The 16,205-nt window shown below is 72.5% G+C and carries 14 protein-coding genes; 6 read left to right on the top strand and 8 right to left on the bottom strand.

Translation table 11 applies throughout. From position 1 onward, the window contains the following. Positions 1-68 precede the first annotated feature (68 nt). From ACFZB9_RS03980 to ACFZB9_RS03995, 4 genes are all read right to left on the bottom strand, one after another. Positions 69-2,561 carry a hypothetical protein gene (locus ACFZB9_RS03980; protein ID WP_391443420.1) on the bottom strand — a complete coding sequence of 831 codons (2,493 nt, stop codon included), beginning with the start codon at positions 2,559-2,561 and terminating at the stop codon, positions 69-71. Between the two features lie 87 nt (positions 2,562-2,648). Further along, entirely contained in the window at positions 2,649-5,129 is a 2,481-nt protein-coding gene (locus tag ACFZB9_RS03985) for a ricin-type beta-trefoil lectin domain protein (RefSeq protein WP_391443421.1), read from the bottom strand. 225 nt (positions 5,130-5,354) lie between these two features. After that, positions 5,355-8,267, bottom strand: a complete 2,913-nt coding sequence (locus ACFZB9_RS03990; RefSeq protein WP_391443422.1) for a ricin-type beta-trefoil lectin domain protein — start codon at positions 8,265-8,267, stop codon at positions 5,355-5,357. Positions 8,268-8,487: 220 nt separating this feature from the next. Next, positions 8,488-9,258, bottom strand: coding sequence for a histone deacetylase (locus tag ACFZB9_RS03995; protein WP_391443423.1), 771 nt, complete (start codon positions 9,256-9,258; stop codon positions 8,488-8,490). Between the two features lie 110 nt (positions 9,259-9,368). Between ACFZB9_RS03995 and ACFZB9_RS04000 the strand changes: the two genes are divergently transcribed. After that, complete coding sequence (locus ACFZB9_RS04000) at positions 9,369-9,587, top strand: hypothetical protein (protein WP_391443424.1); 219 nt, start codon at positions 9,369-9,371, stop codon at positions 9,585-9,587. A 220-nt stretch (positions 9,588-9,807) separates the two neighbouring features. After that, positions 9,808-10,731: a DUF4231 domain-containing protein gene (locus ACFZB9_RS04005; protein WP_391443425.1), complete on the top strand. Its 924-nt coding sequence runs from the start codon at positions 9,808-9,810 to the stop codon at positions 10,729-10,731. Between the two features lie 99 nt (positions 10,732-10,830). Here the strand turns inward: ACFZB9_RS04005 and ACFZB9_RS04010 are convergent, their stop codons facing one another. Together ACFZB9_RS04010 and ACFZB9_RS04015 are read right to left on the bottom strand one after the other, a co-directional pair. Continuing rightward, the gene (locus tag ACFZB9_RS04010; RefSeq protein WP_391443426.1) at positions 10,831-11,091 is read right to left on the bottom strand and encodes a type II toxin-antitoxin system RelE/ParE family toxin; all 261 of its coding nucleotides are present in this window, start codon (positions 11,089-11,091) and stop codon (positions 10,831-10,833) included. Continuing rightward, the gene (locus tag ACFZB9_RS04015; protein WP_391443427.1) at positions 11,088-11,345 is read right to left on the bottom strand and encodes a type II toxin-antitoxin system prevent-host-death family antitoxin; all 258 of its coding nucleotides are present in this window, start codon (positions 11,343-11,345) and stop codon (positions 11,088-11,090) included. The genes ACFZB9_RS04010 and ACFZB9_RS04015 overlap by 4 nt, the downstream gene beginning before the upstream one ends. 97 nt (positions 11,346-11,442) lie before the next feature. Here ACFZB9_RS04015 and ACFZB9_RS04020 point away from each other — a divergent pair, with 97 nt between their 5' ends. Beyond that, positions 11,443-11,877 carry a MarR family winged helix-turn-helix transcriptional regulator gene (locus ACFZB9_RS04020; RefSeq protein ID WP_391443428.1) on the top strand — a complete coding sequence of 145 codons (435 nt, stop codon included), beginning with the start codon at positions 11,443-11,445 and terminating at the stop codon, positions 11,875-11,877. 120 nt (positions 11,878-11,997) lie between these two features. Then, complete coding sequence (locus tag ACFZB9_RS04025; protein WP_391443429.1) at positions 11,998-13,455, top strand: MFS transporter; 1,458 nt, start codon at positions 11,998-12,000, stop codon at positions 13,453-13,455. A 22-nt stretch (positions 13,456-13,477) separates the two neighbouring features. Here ACFZB9_RS04025 and ACFZB9_RS04030 read toward each other — a convergent pair whose 3' ends face one another. After that, on the bottom strand, positions 13,478-14,005 hold the full coding sequence (locus tag ACFZB9_RS04030) for a GNAT family N-acetyltransferase (protein ID WP_391443430.1): 528 nt from the start codon (positions 14,003-14,005) through the stop codon (positions 13,478-13,480). Between the two features lie 151 nt (positions 14,006-14,156). Here ACFZB9_RS04030 and thpR point away from each other — a divergent pair, with 151 nt between their 5' ends. After that, a complete protein-coding gene (gene thpR, locus ACFZB9_RS04035) occupies positions 14,157-14,729 on the top strand; it encodes an RNA 2',3'-cyclic phosphodiesterase (protein ID WP_391443431.1) in 573 nt (190 codons plus the stop codon). Here thpR and ACFZB9_RS04040 read toward each other — a convergent pair. Continuing rightward, on the bottom strand, positions 14,716-15,339 hold the full coding sequence (locus ACFZB9_RS04040) for a TetR/AcrR family transcriptional regulator (protein ID WP_391443432.1): 624 nt from the start codon (positions 15,337-15,339) through the stop codon (positions 14,716-14,718). The two genes, thpR and ACFZB9_RS04040, sit on opposite strands and share 14 nt — an antisense overlap. A 78-nt stretch (positions 15,340-15,417) precedes the next feature. On the opposite strand from ACFZB9_RS04040, the gene ACFZB9_RS04045 reads away from it, so the two are divergent. Next, entirely contained in the window at positions 15,418-16,185 is a 768-nt protein-coding gene (locus ACFZB9_RS04045) for an SDR family oxidoreductase (protein WP_391443433.1), read from the top strand. The last annotated feature ends 20 nt before the right edge of the window (positions 16,186-16,205 follow it).

Consider the following 16,205-nt stretch of genomic DNA (forward strand, 5'->3'; position numbering starts at 1 on the left):
GCCTGCTGAACGACCTGAGCCCGGCCCCCGCGGTGTGCGGTGGCCGGGCTCGGTCGTGTGGCGGTGGGTCAGGACTGGCCGTTGGTGCCGCTGGACCAGACACCGGAGTCGGCGGCGTAGAACACGAGGTTGTTGTCGTTCTGCAGCACGAGGTGGCCGCCGGGGACGGAGGTGTTGGTGCCCGTGGACCACAGGGCGGTTCCGTCGGGGCCGTAGACGACGAAGTTGCTGTCGCGTTGCATCACGGCGTGGGCGCCGGGGTGGCCCCAGGTGCCGGAGGACCACAGGGCGCGGCCGGTGGTCTTGGAGTAGAGGACGAGGTTGCCGTCGGCCTGCATGTCCAGACGGGCGCCGGCGCCGTTCACGCTGGTGCCGGCGAACAACTGGTCGCCGATCGCGATCGGGGTGCCGAGGCGGTTCGGGCCGTTGGTCGAGGTGAGGCTGTCCCAGAGCGCGTGCCCGTCCGGGCCGTAGAGCACGAGGTTGTCGTCGTCCTGGACGATCAGGTGCGCGCCGTGCGTGAAGACGAACTGCTCGACGGCCCACAGCGGCTTGCCGTCGGGGCCGTAGACGACGAAGTTGCCGTCGGGCTGCATGGCGGCGTAGGCGCCGGGGTGGCCCCAGGTGACGGTCGACCACAGGGCCTTGCCGGTGGTCTTGGAGTAGAGGACGAGGTTGCCGTCGGTCTGCATGGTCAGACGGGCGCCGGCGGCGTCCACGCTGTCGCCCCCGTAGAGGTGGGTGCCGACGATGACCGAGGTGCCGCGGCTGTCCGCGCCGGAGGCCGAGGTGCCGGTGGCCCAGATCGGGGCGCCGAAGCGGTCGTAGAGCACCAGGTTGCGGTCGTCCTGGACGATCAGCCGGGTGGTGGCGTGCCCGTTGGTGCCGCTGCTCCACAGCGCCTGGTTGTTCACGTCGTAGACGACGAGGTTGCCGTCGGGCTGCATGGCGGCGTAGGCGCCGGGATGGCCCCAGGTGACGGTGGACCACAGGGCCTTGCCGGTGGCCGTCGAGTAGAGCACCAGGTTGCCGTCGGCCTGCATGGTCAGCTTCGCGCCGGCGGAGGTGACGGCGTCGCCCGCGTGGAGGGTGGTGCCGGGGGTGATCAGCTGCCCGGCGGGGCCGAGCGCGGGGTCGCTGGTGTCGGAGGCCCACAGGCCGTTGCCGAAGCTGTCGCGCAGGACCAGGTTGCAGTCGTCCTGCACGGTGAGGACGGCGCGCGTTCCCTGGGTGTTGCTGGACCACAGGGTCTTGTTCGGGGCGGTGATGACCAGGTTGCCGCCGGAATCCAGCGTGGCGATGGCGCCCGGGTTGCCGCCGGTGTTGCTGGACCAGAGGGTCGCACCGGTGGCCAGCCTGGTCAGCACCAGGTTGCCGTCGGCCTGCATGGTCAGCTTGGCGCAGGAGCCGTAGCGGACGTCGTCCGGCAGCATCGAGCCGCCGGCGTACAGGACCCCGCCCCAGGCAAGTGATGCCTGGCCGAGTGAGACGCGCTCGCCGAACTGCGGCACGCCGCCCGTGGCCGGTCGGCCCGGGTAGTCGAAGACGAAGTCGTCGTGGTAGGTGGCGAAGCCGCTCGTCTCCGGCTCGTCCACGAAGAGGCCGGGGTTGCCGTCATGGTTGACATCGCCGAGCGAGGCGACCGGCGCCGCGACGTTCGGGTTGATCCGCGGGGAGACGCGCACGGAGAGCTCGGTCTGGCCGGGCACCACCGGGCTGAGCAGCGCGGTGGGCGTCCCGTCGGCGTTGAAGCCGTAACTGCGCGTGGAGATCTGGCCGGTGGTGTTGTCCACCACCCAGAGGGTGGGCGTGCCGCCGATCTTGCCGGGGGCGACGATCGTGGTGTTGCTCCAGTCGCCGGTGCCGAGCAGGACGGGGTCGCCGAGGATCGAGCCGGCCTTGCCCGGGTAGTACCAGAGTTTGCCGCCCTCGACCGTGACCACGTCCGGCAGGCCGTCGGTGCCGAGCACGGCGTCGGTGGCGACGAGCTGGGTGGTGCTCTTCCAGGTCGGGTCGTAGCCGGTGCAGTCGCTGCCGGGCGCGCAGGTGGCCGGCTTGGCGATCGCCGAGGCGTGCTTCGGGTTGGTGAAGTGGCCCGGCGTACCGCCGTAGTTGGCGTCGTTCGGGTAGAGGTACAGCTGGTGCCCGACGGTGTCCAGGGCGAGCAGGTCGTCCGTGCGCGAGCCGGTCAGCGAGCCGCGGTGGGTGACCACGTAGTCGGCCCAGCCCGGGGTGCCGGGCGCCTGGAACGAGGACGAGGCGGAGAACGGGACCGCGTTGGTCGGGTAGACCCGCAACTCGCCGCCGAAGCGCGGGTTGTCGAGGTTCTGTGTGCCGTACGGCGCCAGGAATGCGGGCACGCCGGTCCCGGTCAGGTCGCCCGGGACCTCGGCGGTGGGAGCATTCGCGCTGGTGGCGGCCTTCGTGGTGGCGGTGGTGCCGGCGGCGAACGCCGGGGTGGTGACCGCTCCGGCGGCGGTGACGACGCCGATCGCGGAGATGACGGCCAGTCTGCCGGCCGAGCCGCCGAGGCGGCGTGCGGCGCGGATGCGCTTGCTCATGGAGGTCCTTCTCGGGGTGGTGCGGTGGCGGGGACGGAGCCCGGGCGCCGCGGTTGCGGGGCCCGGCTCACGTCGTGTGGCGGCGGGTCAGGACTGGCCGTTGGTGCCGCTGGCCCACAGCGGGTTGCCCTGGGTGTCGTAGACGACGACGTTGTTGTCGTTCTGGACGACGGTGTGGGCGTTCGGGTGGCCGTTGCTCTTGCTGGACCACAGGGCGGCGCCGCCGGGGGCGTAGACGACCAGGTTGCCGTCCGGCTGCATGGTGGCCCAGGCGCCCGGGTGGCCCCAGGTGACGCTGGACCACAGGGCGCGGCCGGTGGTGCTGGAGTAGAGGACGAGGTTGCCGTCGGCCTGCATGTCCAGGTGGCCGCCCGCGGCGACGACGCTCGCACCGGCGAGCAGGCTGCTGCCGACGCCGATCGAGGTGCCGCGGCTGTCGGGGCCCGCGGCCCAGGTGCCGGTGGACCACAGCGGCTTGCCGTTGGCGTCGTAGACCACGAGGTTGCGGTCGTCCTGGATGCTCAGCCGGGAGCCCGGGTTGCCGTTGGTGCCGGTGGCCCACAGGGCGTTGTGACCGGCGTCGTAGACCACGATGTTGCCGTCGGGCTGCACGGTGGCCCAGGCGCCCGGGTGGCCCCAGGTGACGGAGGACCAGAGCGGTTGCCCGGTGGCCGTCGAGTAGAGCACCAGGTTGCCGTCGGTCTGCAGGGTCAGCTCGGCGCCGGCCGAGGTGACCGAGTCACCGCCGTGCAGGACGGTGCCCGCGGTGACGACCTGCCCGGTCGACCAGTACGCGGTGTCGCTGGACCAGAGCTGGGTGGCGCCCGCGCGCAGGACCAGGTCGCAGTCGTCCTGGACGGTCAGCAGCGCGCCGCCGGAGTTCGGCGTCCTGGTCGACCACATCAGCTGGTTGTCGGCGCGCCGGTTGATCCCGAAGCTGCCGTCGGCCTCCACCATGGCGTAGGCCGATCCCACGCCCGCGGTGCCGCTGGACCAGATCACCTGACCGGTCTTCAGCTTGGTCAGCACCAGGTCGCCGTCCAGCTGCAGGGTCAGCTTCGCGCAGTTCGAGTAGACGACGTCGAAGGTCGACAGGCCGTTCTGCGCGGCACCGATCGCCGGCGAGCGCGGGCTGTCGGCGCCGTACTCGACCCGGCTGCCGAACCGGGCGATGCCGTTGACGGCCGGCTGACCGGGGTACTGCTCGACCCAGCCGCCGAGGGTGAACAGGTCCGGGTCGCCGCCGGCGCCGTCACCGCTGGAGGTGAGGGTGTGCGCGGTGCCGAACTCCGCCAGTTCGGTGGTGTTCTGCGGCAGGCTCAGCGGCAGCACGGCCTGCGGGCTCGGCAGCGGCCCCAGACCCTGGGCGCTGGGCGTGCCCCAGAGCTGGGACGGGGCTCCGGTGCAGGCGGCGAGCTGGGTGATGTTCCCGAAGTAGTTGATGTCGGTGCTGGTCAGGCAGCGGCCCGACTGGCTGTCGACGATGGTGCCGGACTGCCCGAACACCCACTTCTGGTTGGCACCGCCGTTGCACGTGGCGGTCACGAGGTACGGGTTGTTCTGGGTGGCGCTGGCGCTGTCCAGGCAGCCGCCGTTCTCGCGCACGGTGCCGTCGGCGCCGAACAGCCAGTGGTCGACCGGCACGGTGGCGCAACTGCCGCCCTCCACACCGGCGATGTAGCAGAGGTGGCTGCCGTCGGCCGCCGTGGTGCCGTTCGCCAGCTGCGTGGTGCTCGGCGCGGCGAGCTGGGCGGCCGGGGTGCCGTCGCCCTTGAACGCCAGCGGGAGGGTGGCGAGGGCACCGGTGAAGTTCTCCCGGACCCAGAGGGTGGGCGCGGTGCCGACCTTGCCGGGGGCGACGATGGTGGTGTTGCTCCAGTCGCCGGTGCCGAGCGGAAGGGGGCTGCCGAGGATCGAGCCGGCCTTGCCCGGGTAGTACCAGAGCTTGCCGCCCTCGACCGTGAGCACGTCCGGCAGGCCGGCCGCGTTGTCGATGCCGTCGGTGGCGACCAGCTGGGTGGTGCTGTTCCAGGTCGGGTCGTAGCCGGTGCAGTCGCTGCCGGGCGCGCAGGTGGCCGGCTTGGCGATCTGCGTGGTGTGCCCGCTGGTGAAGTGCCCGGCGGCGCCGCCCGATTCGGCGTCGTTCGGGTAGAGGTAGAGCTTGTGCGAGCTGGTGTTCAGCGCGAGCAGGTCGTCGAGCTTGCCGCCGGTCAGGCTGCCGTGGTGGGTGACCACGTAGTCGGACCAGTTGTCGCCCTCGGGGCTGTGCGCGTCGTCCGAGGCCTTGAACGGGGCGCTGCCCGCGGCGAAGACGGCGAGGCTGCCCGCGGCCTTGGCGTAGCCGCCGCCGGAGACGACGGTGACCTGCGGTACACCGACGCCGCTGAGGTCGCCGGCGACCGCCGTGCTGCCTGCGGTCGCGGAGGTGTTGGATGCCGCGGGCCCGGCGGCCGCGGTGGCGGTGCCGCTCGCGCCGGCGGCCGCGAGGGTGCCGAGCGCGGCTATGGCGGCCAACTGGCGGGCCAGGCCGCGCCAGTGGCGATGCGGGGCGCTGCTGCGCTCCGTCATGGGTTCCCTCCCAGGGAAGTGGGTCAGTCGGATGCTCCGGACCATCGCGCTGCACCAGAGGCCTGGGACTTCTGGGAGGGGGATGAAGTCCTGGGGCTCCGGAGGAAGGCTAGTGGTCAAACCACCCGTGGAGCAACGGAGTAAGGGGCTAAAACGGCAGGTGAGGGATGGTGCCCGGGGTGTTCGGGGACCATCCCTCACCAGGGTGTGACCGGCAGTCAGCGGTCAGTGCTCGCCGTTGGTGCCGGAGGACCAGAGCGGGAGGCCGTCCCAGTCGTAGACCACGAGGTTGCCGTCGTCCTGGAGGACCAGGTAGGCCTGCAGGTTGCCGTCGGTGTGGGTCGACCAGAGCGCCTTGTTGTCGGTGTCGTAGACGACGACGTTGCCGTCGTACTGCACCTGCAGGTGGGCGCCGGGGTGGCCGTTGGTGCCGGCGGCCCACAGCGGATGGTTGGTCGAGGAGTACAGCACCAGGTTGCCGTCCGGCTGCATCGCCAGGCGGCTGCCGCCGGCCAGGTCGTGCTGGCCCCAGATGTTCATGGACGCGGGGGCCCGCAGCACGATGCCGCGCCAGGTGGGCGCGTCGCGGTTGGTGCCGCTCGACCACAGGGCGTTGTTCTGGTTGTCGTAGACCACGAAGTTGTTGTCGGCCTGCAGGACGGCGTGCGCGCTGTTGTGGCCGTTGGTGCCGCTGGCCCACAGGGCGTTGTGGCTGGCGTCGTAGACCACGAGGTTGCCGTCGGGCTGCATGGTGGCGGTGGCGCCGGGGTGGCCCCAGGTGACGGTGGACCAGAGCGCCCGGTGGGTGACGGAGTACAGCACGAGGTTGCCGTCGCCCTGCATGTCCAGCTCTCCGTTGGCGGCGGAGAGGAAGCCACCGGCGTGCAGGGTGGTGCCCACCGCGATCCAGGGGCCGAGGGTGTCGACACCGTAGGAGGAGGAGCCGCTGGCCCAGAGCACCTTGCTGTCGGCGTCGTACACCACGAGGTTGCCGTCGTTCTGCAGGATCGCGTGGCTGCCGGGGTGGCCGTTGCTGCCGCTGGCCCAGAGCGCGTTGCCGCTCGGGTCGTAGACGACGAGGTTGCCGTCGGGCTGCATGGTGGCGGTGGCGCCCGGGTGCCCGGCGGTGGCGGAGGTCCACAGGACACGGCCGCTGGCGGGGACGAGGACGAGGTTGCCGTCGGGCTGCATGGTCAGCGTGGCGCTGTCGACGGCGACGCTGTCACCCGGGTGCAGGACGGTGCCGGGCATCAGCGGGTGCCCGGTGGTGTCGCCGGCCGGCTGGTAGGTCCGGGTGGACCAGACGGGGTTGCCGCTCGGGTCGTGGATGACGAAGTTGCAGTCGGACCCGAAGGTGGCGAAGTACGGGTGCTGGTAGAACGTGTTGTAGTCGACCGTCCACGGCGCCTGCGGGTTGCCGGTCCAGCCGATCCGGTAGTTGTTGTCGGGCTCGACGACGTAGAAGCCGCCGTCGACGTTCAGCACGGCGTAGGCGCCCAGGTGTCCGTTGGTCCCGGTGGACCACAGGGTCTGCCCGTCACCGAGCCGGCGCAGGACGAGGTTGCCGTCCTCCTGCATGGCCAGCTCGCCGCAGGGGCCGTAGAAGGCCTGATCGGCCGAGAGGTCGATTCCGCTGATCCGCTGGCCGGGGGCCAGGCTGACCGGCAGGCCCGTGCCGGTGCTGCTGAGGGCCGCGCCCAACGGCACGGCGGTGCTGGTGAACTGGGCGGTCCCGCCCGCGGCCGGACGGCCCTGGTACTCCTTGAGGCCGATGGCGGCGATGACCACGAGGTCCGGGGCGCCGCTCGCGTCGCCGAGCGAGGTGAGCGCGAGCTGGCTGTCGCCGGTGGGGCCGCCGAAGACCAGCGGCAGGAGGGTCTGACGGGTCGTCGGCCGGCCCGCGGCCGCGCCGGGGGCGCCCCAGCTCTGGCCGGGCGTGCCGTCGCAGGCCGCCAGCACGGCCGCGGTCGGCGAGGCGAGGCCGGTGGCCGGCACCGCCAGGCAGCGGCCGGAGGCGGTGTCGGTCAGCGAGCCGTTCGCGCCCTGCTGCCAGTGCTGTTCGGTGGCACGCCCGTCACAGGTCTCCAGGGTGGCCTGACCGCCCGGGACGGCCGTGGCGGCGGCCGAGTCCAGGCACTTGCCGTCGTCGTGGACCGAGCCGTCGGTGCCGAAGACCCACTGCTGCTCCGGCGCGTTGTTGGCACAGGTGCTGACGGCGACACCGGTCCGGCTCTGACTGGTGACCGTCTGCGCGCCCAGGCACGGGTGGCTGCCGTCCGGCAGGGTGGCGGCCGGCTGGAGCTGGGTCGCGGTCGGAGCGGCGAGGGCGGCGGCCGGGGTCCGGTCGGCGTTGAAGGCGAGCGGGTAACTGGCGATGGTGCCGGTGGAGGTGTTCGACTCGGCCCACAGGGTGGGGGTGCCGGCGACCTTGCCGGGGGCGACCAGCCTGGTCCTGCTCCAGTCGCCGGTGCCGAGCCGGACCGGGCTGCCGAGCAGGGTGCCGGCGGCCCCCGGGTAGTACCAGAGCTGGCCGTTCTCGACGGTGATCAGGTCGGGCAGACCGTCGCCGTTGTCGATGCCGTTGGTCGCCAGGATCTGGGTGGTGGAGTGCCAGGAAGGGTCGTAGCCGGTGCAGTCGGTCGGGGCCGCGCAGGCGGGCTTGGCGACCGTGGTCACCTTGTCCTTGTGGCTGAACTGCCCGGGGGTGCCGCCGAACTCGGCGTCGTTCGGGTAGGCGTAGAGGGTGTGCGAGCCGGGGCTGAGGACGTAGAGGTCGTCGGTGCTGCCGCCGGTGAGGCTGCCGCGGTGGCTGACCTGGTACTGCGTCCACGGCACGCCTTCCGGGCTCTGCGCGGCCGTGGAGGCGGTGAACGGCTGTGCCGTCATCGGGAAGACGATCAGGTCGCCCCCGGTGGCGGCGGCGAGGTCCGGGGTGCCGTGGCCGGTCAGGCTGCCCGGCACCCCGGGCGTCGTGGCTGCCGGCTTGGCTGCCGGCTTGGCCGCCGGGGCGGCCGCGCGGGGGCTTGCGAGGGCGGGGCTCGTGGTCCCCGCGAGAGCTGTGCCGAGTACGGCTATGGCCGCCAGCCGGCGTCTGGTGACGCCGAGTTGGTGGCGCGGGGCGCTGCTGCGCTCCGTCATGGGGTTCCCTCCCGGGAGGTAAAAGGTCTCGGGGGCTCCGGTTCGCCGTGCTCGACCGGAGGCCTGGGACTCCTGGGAGGGCGGTGAAGGCCTGGGGCTCCGAGTGGAGATTAGTGGTAGGTCGGTTCGCACAGCAACGGCGGTTCTATCCGGACGAAGAGGGCGAAGTGGCCTGCTGTGTGAGCAAAACGGACTGCGCCGCTCCGGTGCGGACGGCGCGTCAGGTCGTCGGCTCGGTGGTCGGCCCGGCGTTCGGCTCGGTCGTCGGCCCGGGCATCGGCTGGGCCAGCAGGTCGGTCAGCCGCCGTGCGCTCCAGTGGCCGGCGGCGCCGGGGCGGCTGCTCAGGTAGGCGGCGATCTCGGTGGTCCGCCAGCCGTGCGCCTCGCGCAGGCCGGCGGCGAGGTGGTGCAGGTAGCGGGCGGAGGGCGGGGCGAGCGGGGCCTCGGCCAGCGGCCAGGGGGCGGTGAAGGTGAGCAGGGGGCGGCCGTCCAGGTCGCCCGGGTGGATCAGGGTGTCGTAGCGGCCCGGGCCCAGGACGGCGCGGCCTTCGCGCAGGACCTGGCGCAGATCGAGGTCGCCACCGGGTGGGCGGTGCATCTCCTGGGCGGCCAGGTCGCTCAGTTGGGCGGCGGTGATCAGGTAGGCGCGGGCCGCCGTCCCGCCGCAGGGCGCCGGCGCGGCGGCGGGGTCGATGCCGGGGTCGGTGCCGGGGCCGGCGCTGGCGTCAGGGGCGGCTTCGGGGTCGTAGAAGGCCATGCCGCCGGTCCAGACGGCCGACTCCAGGGCGAAGTACAACTGGCCCGGCAGCCGGATCGCGCGGCTGTCCCGCGGCGGGCGGGGGTCGCGGCAGCCGGGGTACTCGCGGGCGCCGCCGAGCGGGCGGCCACCGGCCAGGTAGGCGGTGAGCCTGGCCAGGTGCAGGTTGGAGCCGTAGGCGGCGTACCAGAGCAGCCTCTGGTCCGCCGACGGGCCGGGGCGGTCGGCGGTCATGGAGGCAGCGTAGGGCCTGAGGGGCCGAGCACCCTGGTAGGGGGATCTCAGGGGCGGGTGGGGGATGCTCCGGATATCGGCTGGGCGCACCGAAGCTGAACGATGCTCACATGCTCACAGATCTGCGGATGGCCCGGTCGACCGCGGTGGCGCTCTGCCGGCTGGCCGGGCCGGTCCCGCTGGGTGCCGAACTGCGGCGCGGTCCATGGCTGGTGGCCGAACTCGGGCTGCTCTGCGCGGTGGTGGCGCTGGTGGTGGCGGTGGCGCCGGCCTCGCCGGTGCGTCGGCGCAAGCGGCCGGCCGGGCAGGGTGAGTCGCGGCCGGGGTGAGGCGCAGGCAGGGTGAGTCGCGGCCAGGGTGAGCCACAGGGGCGCGCCGCCGGACCGGAGTTGGCCGGCTTCTGCGCGGTTTCGAGCTGGTTCCCAGCCGGCTCCGGGCCAGTTCTGGCCGACTCTGGCCGGCCGACCACCGGGGCTGACCGGAAACCGCGCTGTGTAGCCCAGTTGGCTCTGGGCATACTGCCCGTGAGGTGTGAGGGGGCACTTGCCGATGGCGCGATGGGACCCAACGGGGATCGACGAGGCGGACTTCCTGCCGGAGCAGTTCCGCACCGCCGACCAGGCGTCGATCGAGGCGCAGCGGCAGACGCTGCGCTGGTACCGCGGCCTGATCCTGATGCTGGTGGTCGCGGCGGCGGTCAGCGCGGTGATCGGTCCGGGCAGCGGCGGCCACGGCAGTGTCGCCCCGCTGATCTCGGTGGCGGCCTTCCTGGCGGCCGGCTACTTCTGGTCCAGGCTGCGGCAGGCGAACCCGCAGGCCCGCTGGTACGCCGCGCGCGCCGCCGCCGAGTCGGTGAAGACGCTGGCCTGGAAGTACACCGTGCGGGCCCGCCCGTTCGGCGGTCCGGCCGACTCGCCCGAGGTGGACGAGGAGTACCGCGCGCACATCGCCGAGGTGCTGCGGACCTTCGAGGACACCGGGGTGCTGGCGCCCGACGCGGTGCCGGAGATCACCGACGGCATGCGGGAGTTGCGCGCCGCCGGACTGACCGCGCGGCGCACCATGTACCTGCGGCTGCGGGTGGAGGGCCAGCGCACCTGGTACCTGGCCAAGGCGGACGCCTGCGAGTCGCAGTCCGTCTCCTGGGGCCTGGGGACGGTCGCGCTGATGATCATCGGTGGTGCCGCCGCCGTGGCGCAGTCCACCGGGGCGATCTCGGTGAGCCTGTTCGGCGCCTGCTCGGCCGCCGCTGCCGCGATCATCGCCTGGACCCAGCTCAAGCAACTGCGCCCGTTGGTCTCGGCCTACCAGCTGGCGGCCAAGGAACTCGACCTGGTCTGGGGCAAGTTGTCGGTCCTGGAGCCGAACGATCCGGACGCGGAGACGACCTGGACGCTGCTCGCCGGCGACGTCGAGGACGCGGTGGCGCGCGAGCACAGCAGCTGGCGCTCCCGGCGGGCCTTCCCGCGCTGAGGGGGCCCGGCTCTTGCGAGGGCGGTTCCGGGCTTGCTGTCCGGGGCGCCCTCGCCGCTTTCGGCTGACCGGTTGTCAGGGTGGCGGGCGTGGAGCCTGCTACCCGCCGTAGATCGAGTCCCGACGTCCGAGCCTGAGGATCCAGACGATCAGCCGGCCGTCTTCCACCGTGTACAGCACGCGGCGATCACCGACCCGCAGGCGTCTCACCTGCGGGTCGCCGACCAGGGACGCGGTGCCGTAACCGTAGGGGTCGTTCTCCAGCTCTGCCAGCTTGCGCAGCACGGCCATGGCCTGGTCTCGGGGGATCTTCCGCAGATCGGCCTGTGCGCTGGGCTTGAAGACGGTCCGGTACTTCATTCAGAGCGGGCCATGGTCTCGGCCATCATCTCCGCCAGCGTCGCGGTGGGCCCGGTCTCGGCCATGGCCTCGCGGACCAGTCGAAGATCCTCTTGCTCCTCCCAGATCCGGTACTGGCGCAGCATCGAGATGGGGATCACGGCGGCCACCTCCTTGCCGTGGCGGGTCAGCACGGTGACGTCGTCATGCGTCGCCCGCTCCGCGACCTCGGCCAGGCGTTCGCGGGCCTCTCGCATCGTGAGTACGGCATCCATGGAGCCAGATTACACAAAGGACATTGTGTACACAATGCCACAGTGGTCATGGTGGTGGATTTTTAATTAGAGAGAGTAATGACGTAAGCTAAGTATCATGTCCGAGATGTCCGAGGGCGACCTCGCCGCTGTCAGTCAGCTGCGGTCGTCCGTGATGCGGCTGGCGCGGCGGTTGCGGCACCAGCATGTGGAGCAGTCCCTGAGTCCCACCGAGATGGGTGTGCTGGGGACGCTCGCGCGGTGTGGCAGTGCCACGCCGGGGGAGTTGGCGCGGCGGGAGCATGTGCAGCCGCCCTCGATGACGCGAATCATCGCGATGTTGGAGGAGAAGGGGCTGGTGCGGCGGGAGCCGCACCCCGAGGACCGGCGGCAGGTGGTGGTCAGCATGACCGAGCAGGCCCAGGCGATCCTCGACGAGAGCCGCAGGCGGCGCAACGCCTGGCTCGCGGAGCTGGCCTCCGGGCTGACCGAGGAGGAGTGGGCGACCGTGCGCGCGGCCGCGCCCGCGTTGTACAAGCTCGCGCACCTGTAGCGCAGGCGCAGCAGGACATCGGACGAGAGAGAGGACCACAGCATCACTGCAGGACCGACCAGGAAGACCAGCAGCGCGGCCCCGGCGACCACCGGAGCCGCGCCACGAGGGGAGCAGTACGTGACACCGCAGGGCGCAGCCGGCGCCGTCAACCGTCCCGACGACACCACCATCCCGACCTCGACCCTTGCCACTCCCGTGGCCACGCCGGTGAGTCCGCCCGGCGACGACGACCCCTGCGAACGCACCGCGGCGGCTGACCCCGCCGCGTCAGCGCGGTTCACCCGGCCCGGGGGGATGTTCTCCTCGCTGCGGGTGCGCAACTACCGGTACTTCTTCGCCGGGCAGATCGTCAGCAACACCGGCAGCTGGATGCAGCGCATCGCCCAGGACTGGCTGGTGCTGAGCCTGACCGGCAGCCCGCTCGCGGTCGGTATCACCACCGCCATGCAGTTCCTGCCCACGCTGCTGCTCGGCCTCTTCGGCGGCGTGCTCGCCGACCGGATGCCCAAGCGCCGGCTGCTGATCGCCACCCAGGGCGCGATGGGCCTGCTGGCCGCCGCCCTGGCCGTGTTGACGGTCACCGGTGCGGTGACCGAGTACCACGTCTACGCCTTCGCCCTGCTGCTCGGCCTGGTGACCGTGGTGGACACCCCGACCCGGCAGGCCTTCGTCTCCGAGATGGTCGGCCCCGACCACCTGAGCAACGCGGTGAGCCTGAACGCCGCCAACTTCCAGACCGCCCGGCTGGTCGGCCCGGCGGTGGCCGGTCTGCTGATCGCGGCGGTGGGCAGCGGCTGGGCGTTCGCGCTCAACGCGGTCTCCTTCGCGGCCGTGATCGGCGGGCTGCTGGCGATGCGGACCAGTGAGCTGCGGCCGGTTGCCCGGATCCCGCGCGAGAAGGGCCAGTTGCGCGAGGGGCTGCGCTACGTCAAGGAGCGGCCCGACCTGATGTGGCCGCTGGTGCTGGCGGGCTTCGTCGGGACCTTCGGCTTCAACTTCCCGACCCTGCTGTCCGGTTTCGCCCGCGGCACCTTCCACGTCGGCCCCGGCCAGTACGGCCTGCTGAACACCGCGATGGCGCTCGGCTCGCTGGCCGGCGCGCTCTACGCCGCCCGCCGCGGCGCGCCGCGGCTGCGCTGGCTGGCCGGTGCGGCGCTGGTCTTCGGGTTGCTGGAGGTGCTGGCCTCGGCCGCGCCCGGCTACTGGAGCTTCGCGGTGCTGCTGACCCTGATCGGGATCTTCGGGCTGACCTTCAACACCTCGGTCAACTCCTATGTGCAGCTGTCCACCGATCCCGAGATGCGCGGCCGGGTGATGGGCCTGCTGGTGCTGGTCTTCACCGGCGGTACCCCGATCGGCGCCCCGCTGGTCGGCTGGGTGACGGGTGCCTACGGGGCCCGGGTGGGTCTGCTCGCCTGCGGCGTGGTCTCGGCGCTGGCCGCGGCCGGGGTCGGCCTGGTGCTGGCCCGCTGCGCGGACCTGCGGCTGCGGGTCGACCTGCACCGCGGCAGCCGGGTGGTGGCCTTCGTGCCGCGGCAGCCGACGCGCAACAGCGAGCTGGCGCCCGCCTGCTGACGATGCGTGACCTGTGGCCCGGTCAGAACCTGATCTCCAGGATCTGACCGGGCCAGGTGCTGCCGTCGGGCCGGGGGATCTCGAACGCTTGGCTCTCGGTGAAGCCGAGCGCCCGGTACTGGCGCACCAGCGCCCGGTCCTCGCTGCGGAAGCAGTCCACCCGCAGCAGCTCCAGCCCGCGCCGCACCGACTCCTCGCGCGCGTCGTCGATCAGCGCCGCGCCGATGCCACTGCCGCTGCGCGCGCGGTCGGTGAGCAGGAAGCGGACGTACAGCTCGGGGACGTCGGCCGGGGCGACCTGGGCGATGCAGTCGGACAGCTCCTCGGCCAGCACACAGGCGCCGATCACCTGGCCGTCCTGGTCCTCGGCGATCCGCAGCAGGTAGTCGCGGGCGTAGTGGTGCATCCGCTCGATGTCGGCCGGGCGGGTCGACCAGGGCCGGTCGCCCCACTGGCCGGTGCGCCCTTGGGCGGTCAGCCAGGCGACCGCCGAGTCGGCGAGGGCAATCATCGCGGGGACGTCTTCGGGGCCACCGTTACGGATCTTCATTCCCTCTTTGTAGTACCTGGTACCGGCGAGCGGAAGACGTCGCCGACGCCGCCGACCTGCTCACCGGCCCCGACGCCGGGCGCCTCGCCGCCCGCCACGGGCGCTCCACCCGCTGCGGCGGCCTGTTCGCCGCGACAACGACAATGGGGGCATGAGGCTCTTCGTCGCGGCCCACCCCTCCACCGACGCCGTCGCCGAGCTGACCGCCGCCGTCGCCCCGCTGCACGCGCTGCCCGGGGCGGACCGGTTGCGCTGGACGGCCGAGGAGGGCTGGCACCTCACGCTCGTGTTCCTCGGCTCGGTGGCCGAGGAGCGGCTGCCCGGGCTGCGGGAGGGGCTGGCGCAGGCGGCTGTCGGGTACCGGGCGCACCGGCTTCGGCTGGCCGGGGGCGGGCACTTCGGTGACCGCGTCCTCTGGGTGGGGCTGGCCGGGCAGACCTGGGCGTTGCGGTCGCTGGCCCGGGCGGTGACGCAGGTGACGGGGGAAGTGCTCGGCGCCGAAGAGGAGTTCTCCTACCACCCGCACCTCACCTTGGCCCGCACCGGGCGCGGCGGCCACCCCGGGCGCGAGGAGCGTGCCGCCCTGCGCACGGCGGCGGAGCAACTGCGGGAATTCCAGGGCGTCGAGTGGCCGGTGACGGAGTTCCAGCTGATGCGCAGCGACTTCGGCAGCGGCCGGTCCCGTTACACCGTCGTGGACCGCTGGGCGCTCAGCTCGTCCTGACGGGCTGTGCCGGCCAGGCGCGCATGGCCGCCTCGGCGACCAGCTCCAGCTCCGCCCGTCCGGCGCCGTCCCTGGCCTGCTGCGACATGCCCTGGATCACCGCGCCGACGAGTCGGGCCATGGTCGCCGGATCGGTGGCCGGCGGCTCCTCGCCGGTGGCCACGGCCGCCGCGATCCGCCGTTCCAGGTCGGCGATGTTGGCGCTGCGGATCGTTCGCAGGCTCGCCATCACCTCTTCGTTGCCGCAGTTGGCCGCGGCGCTGATGATCATGCAGCCGTGCGGGTGGCCGGGGGCGGTGTACTCGGCGGCCGTCTCGCGCAGCAGCCGGGCGATCCCGGCGCGCACCGTCGGCTCCTCCTCCAGCGCGCGCAGGCCGAAGGCGCCGTACGCCCTGCCGTATTCGGCCACCACCTCCTCGAACAGGGCCCGCTTGTCGCCGAAGGCCGCGTACAGGCTGGGAGCCCGGATGCCCATCGCCTCGGTCAGGTCGGCGATCGAGGTGGCCTCGTAGCCCTGCTCCCAGAACAGCAGCGTGGCGGCGGCCAGCGCCGCCTCGCGGTCGAAGGACCGGGGGCGGCCGCGGGTCGCGCCGGGCTGGGTGCTGGTCATCCCCAGATTCTATATCGCCCGCTACAGAAGTCGTGCTAGGTTCCTTTCTATAACGACCGCTACAGAAAGTTGGGGGCGATGAGCAGGCTTTCCGGGAAGACCGCACTGGTGACCGGCGGCAGCCGGGGGATCGGCAAGGGGATCGCGCTGCGGCTGGCCGCCGAGGGCGCGCTGGTCGCGGTGCACTACGGCACCAACGAGAGCGCCGCCAAGGAGACGGTGTCCGAGATCGAGGCGGCGGGCGGCCGGGCGTTCGCGATCGGCGCCGAGCTGGGTGTGCCGGGCGACGCGGCGGCGCTCTGGGCCGCCTTCGACGAGGCGCTGGCCGCGCACGACGGCGGTTCGGGCCTGGACATCCTGGTCAACAATGCGGGCGTGGGGCTCTACGGCGTGGTCGGCGAGGTGGCCGAGGCCGACTTCGACCGGGTCTTCGCGGTCAACACCAAGGCGCCGTACTTCATCATCCAGCAGGGCCTGGGGCGACTGAGGGACGGCGGCCGGGTGATCAACATCTCCTCCGGCGTGACCCGGATCGCCTACCCGATCACCAGCGCCTACTCGATGACCAAGGGCGCCATCAACACGCTCACGCTGACCCTGGCCCAGCAGCTGGGCCCGCGGGGGATCACCGTCAACGCGGTGGCCCCCGGCCTGGTCAACACCGACATGACCGCGGAGCTCCGGGAGCCAGCGGCGCAGGCGGAGGCCGCCGCGCTCTCGATCTTCAACCGGGTCGGCGAGCCGGCCGACATCGGCGACGCGGTGGCCTTCCTGGCCTCCGACGACGCCCGCTGGGTGACCGGCCAGGTGCTGGATGGCACGGGAGGCTCCCACCTCGGGATGTGACCCGGGCGGCCGGGTACGCT

The sequence above is a fragment of the Kitasatospora sp. NPDC008050 genome (genome assembly GCF_042957465.1).
GTDB lineage: Bacteria > Actinomycetota > Actinomycetes > Streptomycetales > Streptomycetaceae > Kitasatospora.

Bases quoted from the DNA above. Each gene is read 5' to 3' on its own strand.
- ACFZB9_RS03980 (WP_391443420.1), bottom strand. From the start codon at position 2,561: ATGAGCAAGCGCATCCGCGCCGCACGCCGCCTCGGCGGCTCGGCCGGC.
- ACFZB9_RS03985 (WP_391443421.1), bottom strand. From the start codon at position 5,129: ATGACGGAGCGCAGCAGCGCCCCGCATCGCCACTGGCGCGGCCTGGCC.
- ACFZB9_RS03990 (WP_391443422.1), bottom strand. From the start codon at position 8,267: ATGACGGAGCGCAGCAGCGCCCCGCGCCACCAACTCGGCGTCACCAGA.
- ACFZB9_RS03995 (WP_391443423.1), bottom strand. From the start codon at position 9,258: ATGACCGCCGACCGCCCCGGCCCGTCGGCGGACCAGAGGCTGCTCTGG.
- ACFZB9_RS04000 (WP_391443424.1), top strand. From the start codon at position 9,369: ATGCTCACAGATCTGCGGATGGCCCGGTCGACCGCGGTGGCGCTCTGC.
- ACFZB9_RS04005 (WP_391443425.1), top strand. From the start codon at position 9,808: ATGGCGCGATGGGACCCAACGGGGATCGACGAGGCGGACTTCCTGCCG.
- ACFZB9_RS04010 (WP_391443426.1), bottom strand. From the start codon at position 11,091: ATGAAGTACCGGACCGTCTTCAAGCCCAGCGCACAGGCCGATCTGCGG.
- ACFZB9_RS04015 (WP_391443427.1), bottom strand. From the start codon at position 11,345: ATGGATGCCGTACTCACGATGCGAGAGGCCCGCGAACGCCTGGCCGAG.
- ACFZB9_RS04020 (WP_391443428.1), top strand. From the start codon at position 11,443: ATGTCCGAGATGTCCGAGGGCGACCTCGCCGCTGTCAGTCAGCTGCGG.
- ACFZB9_RS04030 (WP_391443430.1), bottom strand. From the start codon at position 14,005: ATGAAGATCCGTAACGGTGGCCCCGAAGACGTCCCCGCGATGATTGCC.
- thpR (WP_391443431.1), top strand. From the start codon at position 14,157: ATGAGGCTCTTCGTCGCGGCCCACCCCTCCACCGACGCCGTCGCCGAG.
- ACFZB9_RS04040 (WP_391443432.1), bottom strand. From the start codon at position 15,339: ATGACCAGCACCCAGCCCGGCGCGACCCGCGGCCGCCCCCGGTCCTTC.
- ACFZB9_RS04045 (WP_391443433.1), top strand. From the start codon at position 15,418: ATGAGCAGGCTTTCCGGGAAGACCGCACTGGTGACCGGCGGCAGCCGG.